We start from the raw sequence: 13,358 nt of genomic DNA, 5'->3' as shown, positions 1-13,358 counted from the left end.
AGCGGGCCCCGGCCGCAACCGCCGCATCAGCGGCCGGTTACCCTGGCGCGCATGGCGATGGAAGCCCCTGAACCCCCGGTGGACTACGACATCCACACCACGGCGGGAAAGATCGCGGACCTGGAGCGGCGCCGCTACGAGGCGGTGCACGCCGGTTCGGCGCGCGCCGTGGAGAAGCAGCACGCCAAGGGCAAGATGACGGCCCGGGAGCGGATCGACGCGCTCCTGGACCCCGGCTCGTTCGTCGAGTTCGACGAGATGGCGCGGCACCGCTCCACCAACTTCGGGATGGAGAAGAACCGCCCCTACGGCGACGGCGTCGTCACCGGGCACGGCACGGTGGACGGGCGTCCCGTCGCGGTCTTCAGCCAGGACTTCACCGTCTCCGGCGGCTCCCTCGGCGAGGTCTTCGGCGAGAAGATCTGCAAGGTCATGGACCACGCGGTCACGAACGGCTGCCCGGTGATCGGCATCAACGACTCCGGCGGCGCGCGGATCCAGGAGGGCGTGGTCGCGCTCGGCCTGTACGCGGAGATCTTCAAGCGGAACGTGCACGCCTCCGGCGTCGTCCCGCAGATCTCGCTGGTCATGGGGCCGTGCGCGGGCGGGGCCGTGTACTCCCCCGCGATCACCGACTTCATCGTCATGGTGGACCAGACGTCCCACATGTTCATCACCGGGCCGGACGTCATCAAGACGGTCACCGGCGAGGAGGTGACCATGGAGGAGCTCGGCGGCGCCCACTCGCACAACGCGCGCTCCGGGGTCGCCCACTACCAGGGGTCGGACGAGGACGACGCGATCGAGTACGTCAAGGCGCTGCTGTCGTACCTGCCGTCGAACAACCTGTCCGACGCGCCCGCGTTCGACGTGCCCGTCGACCCGTCGGAGGTGGACGAGGAGCTCGACTCCCTCATCCCCGACTCGCCGAACCAGCCCTACGACATGCACACCGCCGTCGAGCACGTGCTGGACGACGGCGAGTTCCTGGAGGTCCAGGCGCTGTACGCGCCCAACATCATCGTCGGGTTCGGCCGGGTCGAGGGCCACTCGGTCGGCATCGTCGCCAACCAGCCGATGCAGTTCGCCGGGACGCTCGACATCGACGCCTCCGAGAAGGCCGCCCGGTTCGTCCGGACGTGCGACGCCTTCAACATCCCGGTGCTGACGTTCGTGGACGTCCCCGGCTTCCTGCCCGGCACCGACCAGGAGTGGAACGGGATCATCCGGCGCGGCGCGAAGCTGCTGTACGCCTACGCCGAGGCCACCGTCCCGCTCGTCACGATCATCACCCGCAAGGCCTACGGCGGCGCCTACGACGTCATGGGGTCCAAGCACCTCGGCGCCGACATCAACCTGGCGTGGCCGACCGCGCAGATCGCCGTGATGGGCGCGCAGGGCGCGGTGAACATCCTGTACCGGCGCGAGCTGTCCGCCGCGGACGACCCCGACGCCCGCCGCGCCGAGCTGATCACCGAGTACGAGGACGCGCTCGCCAACCCCTACATCGCGGCGGAGCGCGGCTACGTCGACAACGTGATCAAGCCGTCCGAGACGCGCGGCCAGGTGGTGCGGGCGCTGCGGGCGCTGCGGGAGAAGCGCAAGACCCTGCCGCCCAAGAAGCATGGGAACATCCCGCTCTAGCGGGGACACGCCCGGAAGGTGGGAGATGAACTCGTGACCGCCGACAGCACGCCCTTCCTGCGGGTCGTCCGCGGCGGCCCGGGGCCGGAGGAGGTCGCCGCGCTGGTCGCGGTGCTGACCGCCCGCGCCGGGGCGGCCGCCGCGGCCCGGGACGCCGCCGCCCCGCCCGCGCCCTCGCGCTGGGCCGACCGCTCCCGGCTCGTCCGCGCCACGCTCGCGGGCGGGCCGCGGCCGCGGGGGCCGGGCGCGTGGAGGGCGAGCGGTCTTCCGCGCTGACACCCGGCGCGGGCCTCGCCGGGCGGCCCCGCGACACGTAACCGTGGTTCGCACCCGGCAGGGCGCCCCGCACGAATAGGGTGGAAGGCCATGGCCACCTCGGAGTACGTCCCACAGCCCGCGCGATACGCGATCTTCGTCGACGCGGGGTACCTCTACGCGGCCTCCGGGGCCCTGCTGCTCGGTTGCGGATCCCGGCGGGAGTACCGGGTCGCCGCCGAGAAGCTCATCAAGGCGCTCACCGACCACGCCGACGAGCAGCGGCGCGGCGAGCTGCTGCGGGTGTACTGGTTCGACGCCGCGCCGAAGCGCCAGCCGACCGTGGACCAGCGGGTGATCGCCAACCTGCCGCTGGTGAAGCTGCGGCTCGGCAACCTGAACGCGCAGGGCCAGCAGAAGGGCGTGGACGCGCAGCTGCGCGCCGATCTGGAGGCCCTGGCCCGGCACCGCGGGATCACCGACGCGGTGCTGCTGGCCGGCGACGAGGACATGCTGCCCGCCGTGGAGGCCGCGCAGCGCTACGGCATCCGCGTGCACCTGTGGGGCGTGGAGCCGACGCACGGCTCCAACCAGGCCGAGTGGCTGGTGTGGGAGTCCGACACAGTCGAGGTGCTGCCCGCCGAGTTCCTGCGCCCCTACTTCACCAAGGCCAAGGTGCTGCCGGTGCCCGCGCCCGGCTCCGCCGCCGCGGTCCGCGACGCCGCGGCCGCCGCGCAGCGCACCAACCCCGTCCCGTCGCCGTCGCAGGTGTTCGCGGGACGTCCCCCGTCGGTCAAGCCGACGCCCGCGGCGACCCGCGCGGCCGTCCCGGCGCCGGGCGCCGCCACGCCCGCCACGGTGGCCGCGTCGCTGAACTCCACCACGACCGCGCCGTCCGACGGCAAGCTCGGTCCCGACCGCGACCACATGCTGGAGATCGGCGAGCACGTCGCCCAGAAGTGGATCTTCGAGCGGGGCCGGGACAACATCCGCGACCTGCTGCCCGGCCCGATCCTGCCGCCCGTCATCGACAAGGAGCTGCTGATCGAGGCGGAGAAGGAGCTCGGCGGGTCGCTGCGCCCCTACCAGGAGGCCCGCACCTGGCTGCGGGACGGCTTCTGGGAGCGCGTCTACCGCGAGTTCGGCATAGGCATCGGCAAGTCCGACTAGCCGGTACCGCGATACCGCCGCCGCCGGGAACACGTTTGGCAATTAACCGGATACCGAGCGTCGTCCCTAGGTAAGGTCCCCGCCGTGATTGGGGGAGACCGCGCATGCAACCTCACAAGGGACGATCACGGGCCGCCGCGCTGCCGCTCGCCGCGGCGCTCGCGCTGACCGGCCTGGCCGGATGCGAGTCGCCCGTCCCCTTCTACCGGCCCGGGGAGGGCTCCCCGGACGACCCGGTCGTCGGGCTCGGCGGGCCGGCGCCCTACCTGCCGGCGCGCCCGGGAGGCGCGGCTCCGCGCGCGTCCGGGTCCGGGGCGCCCGGCGGGGTGCCCGTCGCGCCCGCGGGCGGCAGCGTCTACGCCGCCGCCGGCCCCGGGATGATCGCTCCGGCGGCGCGCGGGCTGCCGCCGCGGCTCTACGTCCCGAACGGCCCCTACGTCGACGTCCTCGACCCGGCCGGGCTCCGGCTCGTCGGCCGCTTCCACACCGGGGGGACGGCGACGCGGGTGGCGCCGTCGTGGGACCTGCGGCGGCTGTGGGCCACCGATTCCGCGAACGGCCTGCTCATCCCGCTCGGGCCGCGCAGCGGGCGGCGGGGCCGCCCGGTCGCGGTCACCGCGCCGGCCGGGCTCTACTTCACCCCCGACGGGCACGACGCGCTGGTCCTGGCGCACCGCCCGGACCGGGTCGAGCTGCGCGACCCGCGCACGATGGCGCCGCGGGCGTCGGCGCCCCTGCCGTGCGCGGCGGGCCACGCCGACTTCACGCCCGACGGCGCGTCCCTGGTGGCCACGTGCACCGCCGCCGGCCTGCTCGCCCGCGTCGACCTGGCGGGCCGCGCCGTCTCCGGCACGATCCGGCTGCCGGACGGGGCGAGGCCCGGCGACCTGCGGCTCTCCCCCGACGGTTCCGTCTTCTACGTCGCGGACGCCCGCCAGGGCGGGGTGTGGCTGGTGGACGCCCGGCGGTTCGCCCCGCTGGGGTTCGTCCGGACGGGCCCGGGCGCGCGGGGCCTGGTGATCAGCCGGGACGCGCGCCGGCTCTTCGTCGTGGGCGGCGGCGCCGTCGCCGCCGTCGAGTTCGGGTCGCGGCGGCTCGCGGCCCGCTGGCCGCTGCCCGGCGGCGGCTCGCCCGCGCCGGGCGGGGTCTCCTCGGACGGGACGGCGCTGTGGCTCGCCGACCCCGCCGGGCTCGTCTACGCCGTCTCGACCCGGACCGGGCGCGTCGTCCGGTCCGCGTGGCTCGGCGGACGCCCGGCCGGGCCGTGCGTGCATCCGCAGCCCGGCCGCCACTCGCTGGGCGGCACCGGTCTGTACCGCTAGCGGGACCCGACGTGGTGCCAGTCGGGGAGCAGCTCCTCGACGAGCGCCTCCGTCTCGGGCTGGAGCCCGTCGAACAGCGGGTCCCGGACGACGCGGCCGCGCAGCTCGTCCACGGCCACCTGGACCTGCGCGACGTCGCCGGTCGCGTGGGTGGCGCGGAGCAGGTCGCGCCACAGGCCCTCGTCCTCGGGGGCGAGCCGCAGCCCGGCGCGGGCCGCGCCCACCGCGCCGCGCGGGTCGCCCTCCTCCAGCCGCAGCACGACGAGGCGGTGCGCGACGTCGATGACCCGCGCGGGCGCCTCGAACTCCAGGTCGTGGTCGGCGAGCCAGGCGTACCGGCCGCGCGGCCGGTCGGCGAGGAGCGGGCCGCGGACGAGGTCCAGCGCGTACGCCATGTAGGCGGTCTCGGACGCGGGCTCGGCCGCCGACCGCCACACCAGCCAGCGGAACACGTTCAGGTCGACGCGCACCTCGGAGCCGAGCCTGATCCGGCCCCGGTCGTCGTAGTACAGGTTGGGGCGGCCGCGGGCGTCGCGGCCGAGCCAGTCCGACACGCGGGCCACGCACGCGTCGCGGACCCCGGCGCTGACGCCGCGCGGCCAGACCGCGCCGGACAGCACCGTCGGGTGGACGCCCTCCGGGTGCGCCGCGAGGTACACCAGCAGTTCCGTGCACAGCTCGCGGCGCGACTCGTCCATCGGCCCCGGCGCGTCGACCTCGATCGGGCCGAGCACCCGGACCTCCACCGACGACTGCTGCGCGGTCGGCGGCTCCTCGCCGCCCGCGAGGCCGGGCAGCTCCACCGGCTCCAGCCGCGCGGCCGTCCGGAACAGCTCGAACACGCCCCGGTAGTCGTCGTCGCCGACGAGCTGGGCCTCGACCTCGAAGCCGAGCACGCCGGCCTGGAGGCGCCCGGCGTCGTCGACGTCCCACGTCCAGGTGGCGCCCTCCACGTCGCCGGGCACGAGGTAGCCGGCGGCCATCCGGGTGCCGGTGCGGGCCAGCGCGACGAGCCGGTCGGCGTCCCGCTCCGGGGGCTGGTCCGCCATGATCAGGTAGTGCGGCATCCACGCCTCGCCGAACACGCCGCGGCAGCGTCCGGTCAGCACCGAGTCGACGCCGGACGCGGCCAGCGCCTGCCGCACCTCCTCGCTGCGCCCCTCCAGCTCGGGCAGCGCGTCCTCCAGCGTCGGGACGGACCGGACGCGGTCCGGGGCGATCTCCGCCAGGCCCTCGCCGAGCTCGGCGTCGAACCCGACGAGCGTGATCCGCATGTGGTCGGACCAGCGGTTGGTGGCCAGCTCCAGCGCGACCGCCGACAGCACGGCGCGGCGGGAGTCCTCGGGCCCGCGCAGCGCGATCAGCCCGTGCGCGGCCTCCAGGTCGACGAGGATGCGGCCGTTGTCGTTCGTGCCGATGGAGACGAGGCCGGGGTAGGGGGCGAGGACGTCGACGAGGTCGGAGGCCTCCAGGGCCGGCAGCGCGTCGGCGCCGAGCCGCCACACCTGCCCGTCGTCGAACGCCTGCCAGGGCGCGGGCGGGTTCCGGTCGGCGGGCGCGATCCACAGGTCGAGGCTGCCGCGCCCGAGGTGCACGCCGTAGATGGTCGGCAGGGCGCGCCCGCCCGCCGCCATCGACTTGGACATGTGCCGCAGCCCGAGGTCGAGCAGCCGCGCGGCGTCGTCGTCGGCGCCGATCCGCAGCGCGCGCTCCGCCTCGACGGCCGCGCCCTCCGGCCGGACGATCATGTGCCCGAACGCGCGGTTCCACATCTGGGTGCGGCGCCGCCGGCCGAGCGCGCCGAGCACCCCGGCGGCGAGCAGCGACGCCGCCGCGAGGCCGTGCGGCCAGCTCACGTCGAACGCGCCGCCGGTCTCGTCCGAGGGCCTTTCCGTCCCGCCGTCGTGCGCGGACGGCTGCGCGGGCCCCGTCTTCTCCGGTGCCGTCTTCTCCGGCGCCGTCTTCTCCGGGGCGGGCGTCTTCTGCTCGGTGTGCCGCGGCGCCGGGGCCGCGGACGCCGACGGCCGCGGGGCGGCCGGCGGAGCCTGGGAGGCGGGCGGCTGCGTCGGCGGCGCCTCCTGCGTGGGAGGAGTCTGCTGCCGCGGCGGTGTCTGCTGCCGCGGGGGCGTCTGCTGCTGCGGGGGCGTCTGCTGCGCCGGCGGGGTGGGCTTCGGCGCCGCGGGCGGGGCCGGGCTCGTCCTGGCGGGCGCGTCGGGGACGGCGTGCCCGTGCTTGAAGTAGTCGTGGAGGTCCTTGGTGGGGATGACCTGCGCGTGCTTGGCGTCCGCGGGCATCTCCAGGATCCAGCCGGGACGGATCAGGCTCGCGATCGTCAGCCGCGTCCCGTCGGGCTGGATGTGGCCCTTGTTGAGGGAGTAGATCTCGTTGTAGCGGCGGCCCTCGCCGAGGCACTTCTCGGCGATCTCCCACAGGGACTCGTGGTGCCGGCCCTCCGGCGGGTGCACCCGGTAGATCTTGGTGGTGGCGGCCTTCTCCGCCGGGTGCGCGGCGAGGTTCTCGGCGGCCGGGGCCGCGGCGGGACGCTCCGGCGCCTCGGGGATCCGGTGGAACTCCTGCGACTGCGGCTGCATCTGCACGGCGGGCGGACGCTGGGACAGCCCGCCGGAGAGCGCCGGCATGATCGCGGTGGTGGCGGTGAACAGCAGCAGCGCGGCCACGACGAGCCGGTGCACGAGCGACTGCGTCCCGCCCGCGAGCGGTACCCGCGCGGGGACGCCGACGCCGCGGATCCCCGCGTACACCTCGACGACCACGCACGCCGCGAGCTGGATCCAGGCGAGCCACACCAGCACGACGAGGATCGCGATGAGCGAGCCCGGCCCCACCTTGTGCGTGAGGTCGGACGCGGACGGCACGTGGTCCGGCAGCGGCGAACCGAAGATCGTCAGCAGCGCGAACGGGACGCCGGCCATCAGCGCGGCGAGCAGGACGAGCGCCCCGATCCCGGCCAGCACGTCGCCCGCGCCGCGCTGCCTTCGCACCCGGACGGGTGTCCTTCGACCCTGCCGCGTCACCATCGCGCCCCTGCCGTTCTCCGGTCCGTGGACGTCGTCCTCATGGTAGATCTGTTCTCGCCGATGCTCACGGGTTGACTCCTCCCGGTCCGCCCGTGACGGGGCGGGCGGTCGCGCTGGAGGTCAGCTGGAACTCGCCGAAGCCCGGGATGATCCCGAGCAGCTGCGGCCGGACGCCGATCCGCACGGTGACGGCGACCTCCTGCTCGTCGGCGTCGCACCGCGAGCCGGTCACCTGGTCGCTGTAGGAGGCCAGCAGGTCGCACGCCGCCGCGCGGGCCCTGCCCGGGTCGAGGACGGGTTCGCCGGTCCGCCGCAGGGCGTCGGGATCGATCTGGTTCGCCCCCGCGCGGGCGGCCTGCTCGGCCATGTCCGCGGCGCGCTGCCGGGCGTGGATGGCGAGGCCGCCGTCCACGAGCAGCCCCGCCAGCAGGATGACGACCGGCGTGAACAGCACCGTGTACATCGCGATCGTGCCCCGGTCGCGGCCGTCGTGCCCGGTGGGGCCGCCGGCCGCGGCCCGCTCCCCCGGCGCGGTGCGCGGTCTCGTCATGGCGCGCCCTCCGGCTGCTCGCCGTCGGTCCCGCGGAAGGTGTAGGTGTCGACGGGCGCGATCGCGCGGCCCTGGAGCCGCTTGCTGCCGGGCAGCCCGATGAACGCCAGGTCGCCGAGGTCGACGTCGCAGGTGATGGTCACGCCGACGCTGCCGCCCGGCCCCCAGCGGGACACGTCGGTCCGCACGGAGGGGCCGCCCGAGCACCAGGAGGTGCCGCGCAGCCCGGCGGACGCCGTGTCGGCGGCGAGGCTCTGCGCGGATCCCGCGCTGCGGGCGATGGACGCGGCGCGGGCGGCGTCGCGGGCCGCGCCGTCCACCTGGCTCTTGGCGTCCACCATGCGTCCGGCGCCCGCGAGGAACAGCAGGAACGCGACGAAGATGGGCGTGACGAGCACCATCTCCAGGGACATGGAACCGCCGTCGGCGGAGCGCGCCGCGCGGGCCCGCATCAGCCGGCTCCCCGCTGGCAGGCCGTCCCGGAACCGACGTCGGGACGGAAGCACTCGATCGGCCCCTGCGAGCGCTGCGACACGTGGAACGTCATGAACGGGACGACCTGGACGGCCTCGCCGCTGACCTCGACCCAGCGCTCGTCGTTCTCCTCACCCGCCGTGACCTGGAGCCCGCCGAGCAGGTTCGGGCCGATCTCGCGCACGCTGCCGGACGCCTTCGCGGTCGCCGCGCCCTCCCAGCCGCCGCCGACCGGAGAGGTGCGCGCGACGCGGGCGCCCGACTGCGCCGCCGCGAGGGCGACGTGCCGGGCGTGGAAGACCATGGCGAACTGCACCGCGGCGAGCATCATCAGGATGAGGACCGGGGTGAGCAGCGCCCACTCCATCGACGAGGCGCCCGCGTCGGAGGAGGAGGCGCCGGGTTCGCTGGGCCGCACGGCGCTCAGCCCGTGTTGATGCTGTTGGCCTTGTCCTGGATCTTCTTCTGGATCACCGCCCCGATCGTGATCGCGATCAGCGCCAGGATCGCGGTGATGATCGCCCATTCGATCGCGGAGGCGCCGCGGCACCGCTCCTCCTCGTCTCGCAGCCGCGCCAGGCGGGTGCCGAGCAGGGCGCGCAAGTAGACGACGGCCGGGTCGTTCAGGGGATTGAGCGGACTCATCGTGACACCTCCAGAGGGCGTTCGGCGGGACTGTCAGCGGTCGTACGGGTCGTGGTCGTCCGGGGCGTGGTCGCACGGGTCGCGGTCGCACGGGTCGCGGTCGCACGGGTCGCGGTCATGAGGCCAGCACCCGCATCAGGGCCGGATACGCGAGGAAGATCAGGAAGCCGGCGCACAGGAACAGCTGCGCGATGAGCATCGACTGCGAGCGCTCCCCGGCCTTGCCCTCCAGCTCCGACAGCTCGCGGCTGCGCATCGTGGCGGCGCGGGCGGCGAGGGACTTGCGGACCTGCGCGCCGTCGTCGGACACCAGCGCGAGCGCGCCGGCGAGGTCGCGCAGCTCGGCGATGTCGACCTCCTCGCCCAGCCCGCCGAGCGCCTGCCAGGGTGTCCGGCCGGTGATGCGGGCGTTGGACAGGGCGTCGCGGATGCGGTGCATGGCCCAGCCCTCGCCGACGTTCGAGGCGGTCATCAGGGCCTCGGGGACGCCGCGGCCGCCCGCGAGGTTCATCGAGACCAGGTCGAGGAACGCGCCGACGACGTGCCGGAAGTCCTGTCGGCGCGACTGCGCCTCCTGCCGGAGCTGCATGTCGGGGAAGAAGAAGAACAGGCCGGCGAACAGCACGCAGATCCATACCGGGACGGCGACCGACGAGCCGAGCCCGAGCAGCGAGAAGTAGGCGACGATCAGCGGGATGAACAGCAGCGCGCCGGCGGGCAGCAGGAACTTCGTGGCGAGGAACGCCTCCAGCGACCGCTCGGTGATGGCCAGGTCGGCGCGGACCGACCGCAGCCGCCAGCCGCGCGCCTCGCAGAGCCGCGCCAGCTCCCGCCCGAGCTTCTCCCGCGTCCCGCCGAACCGTCCCGGCGCCGCCGGCGCCGCCCCGGTCCGCCGCTCCTCCAGGTCGCGGCGGCGGGCGGCGTCGAGCGCGGCCATCCGCGCGGCGAGGCCGGGACGCGACGGGAACAGCGCCCGGACGAGGACGTACAGGCCGAGACCGACGACGGCGCCGGCGATCATCGCGGCGTTCACGGGGCGCCACCGCCCTCGGCGGTCCGGCCCTGCCAGCCCGCGACGGTGCTCGGCACCTCGGCGGGCACGCCGGGCTGGGCGGCGCCGCGCGGCTCGCTGAGGAACCGCCCCGGCATCTCGTACCGCGACAGGCGGCGCAGCCACAGGAACGCGGCGCCGTACAGGGCGACGACGATGCACAGGACGAGCTGCCCGAGCACGTCGTCGTAGGGCTCGACGTAGGAGTGGTTGAACACGGCGAGCGCCAGGGCCGTCCCGACGGAGACGGCGACGACGATCCGGACGCTGCGCCGGGTCGCGCGGCGGTCGGCCTCCACGCGGCGCCGCATGTCCAGCTCGGCGCGGGCCGAGTCGGCGAGGGCGCCGAGCATGTCGCGCAGCCCGGGGCCGCGCAGCTTGGCGTTCAGGATGAGGGCGGCGATCACCAGGTCGGCGGACGGGTCGTCCAGGTCGTCGGCGAACCGGCGCAGCGCCTCCGGCATCGGGACGCGGGTGTGCAGCCGGTCGACGAGGTTGCGCAGCGGCTGCTGGAGGGCGGGCGCCGCGGCGCGCTGCGAGGAGGGGATGGCCTGCTCCAGCCCGACGGCGCCGGCGATGGTGTCGCGGAGCGACTCCGTCCACGCGGCGAGGGCCTCCAGCCGCGCCATGCCCCTGCGCTCCTCGGCGGCGCCGCCCGCCAGCCCGTTCCAGGCGAGGACGAGCGCGCCGGTGCCGGCGGCGGCGATCGGCCAGCGCGTCACGATCAGCACGACGGCGCCGACGATGACGGCGACGGCGGTGCGGGTGGTGAGCGTGCGGACGAGGTCCTCGCGGCTGCGGCCGCGGGCCCGCCCGCGGCGCGGCGGCAGCCCGCGCATCGCCACGACCAGCAGCAGCAGGCCGCCGCCGACCGCGGCGCCGGCGACGACGGCGAGCATCACGTCCGGCGCGTACATCGCGCACCACCCCCGCGCGTCACCAGCCGCCCCCGGCGGCCGGGTCGTAGCCGTGGTCGACGAGGTCGGCGACGCACGCGATCGGGGCCGCGGGGACGGCGTACCCGGCGGGCCCGAGCGCGAAGATCTCCGAGGACAGCACGCGCCCGTCGACGCCGGTGACCTCCCGGACGCTGGCCACGTAGCGGCGCAGCCGCCCGCCGGAGGCGTAGTCGTTGCGCTTCTCGATGAACACGACGAAGTCGATCGCGCCCGCGATCAGCATGTGGGTCGCCTCGACCGGCAGCCGCTCCTCCGACTGGATCGCGTACGTGGCGACGCGGTTGAACACCTCCGCCGAGGAGTTGGCGTGGATCGTCGACAGCGACCCGTCGTTGCCCTGCGTCATCGCGTTCAGCATCGTGACGATCTCGTCGCCGAGCACCTCGCCGACGATCACCCGGGACGGGTTCATCCGCAGCGACCGGCGGACCAGCTCGGCCATCGAGATCGCGCCCTGGCCCTCGGAGTTCGGCAGCCGCTGCTCGAACGCGACGCAGTTCGGGTGCAGCTCGGGGAACGCGTCGAGGCCGAGTTCGAGGGCGCGCTCGACGGTGATCAGCCGTTCGTGCTGCGGGATCTCGTTGGCGACGGCGCGCAGCAGCGTCGTCTTCCCCGCGTTGGTCGCGCCGGCGATCATGATGTTCTTGCGGGCGTGCACGGCGGCGCGGAAGAACCGCCCGACCTCCTGCGTGATCGTGCCGTTGCCGACCAGGTCGGCGAGGAACACCTTGCCGAGGCGGGCGCGGCGGATCGACAGCGCGGGGCGGACGGTCACGTCCATCACCGCCGACAGCCGCGACCCGTCGGGGAGCCGCAGGTCCAGCTGCGGGTTCGCGGTGTCGAACGGGCGCGAGGACAGCCCGCTGTAGGCGGCGAGGATCTGGATGAGCTCGACCAGCTCCTCGTCGCTCTCGGCGACCGGCTCGCCCATCGCCTCGCGGCCGTCGGCGTAGCCGAGGAACACGCGGTCGCAGCCGTTGATGTCGATGTTCTCGATCTCGGGGTCCTCCAGCAGCGGCTGGAGCCGGCCGACGCCGAACAGGGCCGCGTGCACGCCGGCGGCGAGGGCCTCCTCCTCTTCGGCGTTCGGCGGCCGGCGCCCCGAGGTGATCTCGCCGCGCGCGAACTCCTCCAGCACCTGGCCGATCAGGGCGCGGGCGAACTGCCGCTCGTCCTCGCCGGACATCGGCGGCAGCCCGTTGGCGGCGTCCAGCCGGCGCTGCCGGGCCAGCCGGTCGCCGACCTCCTGGCGGAGGCGCTTGACCAGAGCGTGGTCCATCTAGCGCCTCCCCTCCTCGTGCCCGCCGCCCGCGGGCACGTGCGGCGCCTGCCGCGGCAACGGCACGTGGCCCTGCGGGGACTGGTCGGGCGGCCCCGCCGGGGGCGGGACGTCCTCCCGCGCGGGCGGCGCCCCGGGGTGCCCGGCGGGAGGCGCGGCGGGGGCCGCGGGCAGGCGTCCGGTCAGGTCGGCGGCGACCTCGCGCGCCGACCGGATGAGCAGCGAACGGTCCAACCGCCCGCCCCAGCTGCCGGACAGCAGGTCGGCGCCCTTCGGGTCGAGGGCCAGGCCGCCGAGGACGGTGACGTCCGGCGGCGGGGCGCCGTGCGCGGCGTCGGAGGCGCGGCCGCGGACGCCCGCGAGGATCCGGTCGACCTCGGCGATGGAGCCGCGGAAGTCGCGCGGGTCGGCGAGCACCAGCACCCCGACGGGCGGCCCGCCGCGCAGCTCCGCGGTCAGCGCGGCGACGCGCTCGCGCAGGTGGGCGACCTGCTCCAGGGTGGCCCTGGTGAGCAGGACGACGAGGTCGGCCTCGTGCATCAGGTCGACGAGCGGGCTGGCCGCGCCGAGCCGCCCGCAGTCGGCGATCACGTCGACGGGGGCGAGGCCGGCGAACGCCCGGCCGAGCGGCCCCCACAGCCACGTCATCGCCTGCGCCTGCTCGGCGTTGGTGGTGCCGACGAGCACGTCGAGGCCGCCGGAGAGCCGCTGGCAGTGCTCGGCGACCTGGTCGGGGCGCAGCCCCCGGCGGGCCGTGGCGGCGAGGCTGAGGAGCCCGCGCGAGGGGTTGAGCATGCCGCCGTCGGCGTCGCCGTCCGACTGGGCGGAGGGCAGCCGGTAGACCAGGTCGCCGCCCGCCTGGTCGCACTCGGCGACGAGCACGGGACGCGGCCAGACGGCTCCGAGCGCGACCGCCGCGGTCGTGACGCCCGGCGCCCCCTTGTCGGCCGCGAGCGCGATGAGTGCCACCG

The 13,358-nt window shown here is 75.4% G+C and carries 13 protein-coding genes; 4 read left to right on the top strand and 9 right to left on the bottom strand.

Annotated elements, in window-relative coordinates; translation table 11 throughout:
* Positions 1-51 precede the first annotated feature (51 nt).
* The 4 genes from ACQEU6_RS35090 to ACQEU6_RS35075 all read left to right on the top strand — a co-directional run bounded on the left by ACQEU6_RS35090 (position 52) and on the right by ACQEU6_RS35075 (position 4,391).
* Positions 52-1,644: an acyl-CoA carboxylase subunit beta gene (locus ACQEU6_RS35090; RefSeq protein ID WP_499337738.1), complete on the top strand. Its 1,593-nt coding sequence runs from the start codon at positions 52-54 to the stop codon at positions 1,642-1,644.
* 33 nt (positions 1,645-1,677) lie between these two features.
* Positions 1,678-1,920: an acyl-CoA carboxylase subunit epsilon gene (locus ACQEU6_RS35085; protein WP_499337736.1), complete on the top strand. Its 243-nt coding sequence runs from the start codon at positions 1,678-1,680 to the stop codon at positions 1,918-1,920.
* A gap of 90 nt (positions 1,921-2,010) precedes the next feature.
* Complete coding sequence (locus ACQEU6_RS35080; RefSeq protein WP_499337734.1) at positions 2,011-3,069, top strand: NYN domain-containing protein; 1,059 nt, start codon at positions 2,011-2,013, stop codon at positions 3,067-3,069.
* A 104-nt stretch (positions 3,070-3,173) separates the two neighbouring features.
* On the top strand, positions 3,174-4,391 hold the full coding sequence (locus ACQEU6_RS35075) for a YncE family protein (RefSeq protein ID WP_499337733.1): 1,218 nt from the start codon (positions 3,174-3,176) through the stop codon (positions 4,389-4,391).
* On the opposite strand, the gene ACQEU6_RS35070 is transcribed toward ACQEU6_RS35075, so the two are convergent.
* From ACQEU6_RS35070 to ACQEU6_RS35030, 9 genes are all read right to left on the bottom strand, one after another.
* The gene (locus ACQEU6_RS35070; RefSeq protein ID WP_499337731.1) at positions 4,388-7,393 is read right to left on the bottom strand and encodes a BTAD domain-containing putative transcriptional regulator; all 3,006 of its coding nucleotides are present in this window, start codon (positions 7,391-7,393) and stop codon (positions 4,388-4,390) included. The genes ACQEU6_RS35075 and ACQEU6_RS35070 overlap by 4 nt on opposite strands.
* A gap of 100 nt (positions 7,394-7,493) precedes the next feature.
* On the bottom strand, positions 7,494-7,979 hold the full coding sequence (locus ACQEU6_RS35065; RefSeq protein ID WP_499337730.1) for a TadE/TadG family type IV pilus assembly protein: 486 nt from the start codon (positions 7,977-7,979) through the stop codon (positions 7,494-7,496).
* Entirely contained in the window at positions 7,976-8,431 is a 456-nt protein-coding gene (locus ACQEU6_RS35060; RefSeq protein ID WP_499337729.1) for a TadE family protein, read from the bottom strand. The genes ACQEU6_RS35065 and ACQEU6_RS35060 overlap by 4 nt, the downstream gene beginning before the upstream one ends.
* Positions 8,431-8,871, bottom strand: a complete 441-nt coding sequence (locus tag ACQEU6_RS35055; protein ID WP_499337728.1) for a TadE family protein — start codon at positions 8,869-8,871, stop codon at positions 8,431-8,433. The genes ACQEU6_RS35060 and ACQEU6_RS35055 overlap by 1 nt, the downstream gene beginning before the upstream one ends.
* A 5-nt stretch (positions 8,872-8,876) precedes the next feature.
* Complete coding sequence (locus ACQEU6_RS35050) at positions 8,877-9,098, bottom strand: Flp family type IVb pilin (protein WP_089314798.1); 222 nt, start codon at positions 9,096-9,098, stop codon at positions 8,877-8,879.
* A 115-nt stretch (positions 9,099-9,213) separates the two neighbouring features.
* Complete coding sequence (locus ACQEU6_RS35045; protein WP_499337727.1) at positions 9,214-10,131, bottom strand: type II secretion system F family protein; 918 nt, start codon at positions 10,129-10,131, stop codon at positions 9,214-9,216.
* Positions 10,128-11,066 (bottom strand): type II secretion system F family protein, encoded by a 939-nt coding sequence (locus ACQEU6_RS35040; protein WP_499337725.1) that lies wholly within the window; start codon positions 11,064-11,066, stop codon positions 10,128-10,130. Before ACQEU6_RS35040 ends, ACQEU6_RS35045 begins: the two co-directional genes overlap by 4 nt.
* A gap of 19 nt (positions 11,067-11,085) precedes the next feature.
* Positions 11,086-12,387, bottom strand: a complete 1,302-nt coding sequence (locus tag ACQEU6_RS35035) for a TadA family conjugal transfer-associated ATPase (protein ID WP_499337723.1) — start codon at positions 12,385-12,387, stop codon at positions 11,086-11,088.
* Positions 12,388-13,356, bottom strand: coding sequence for a hypothetical protein (locus ACQEU6_RS35030; protein WP_499337722.1), 969 nt, complete (start codon positions 13,354-13,356; stop codon positions 12,388-12,390).
* Between the last annotated feature and the right edge of the window lie 2 nt (positions 13,357-13,358).

The sequence above is a fragment of the Spirillospora sp. CA-108201 genome, assembly GCF_050936235.1.
In the GTDB taxonomy this organism is placed as follows: domain Bacteria; phylum Actinomycetota; class Actinomycetes; order Streptosporangiales; family Streptosporangiaceae; genus Spirillospora.
Note: the sequence above shows the minus strand (reverse complement) of the source record. Positions and strands in the feature narration are given on the sequence as shown.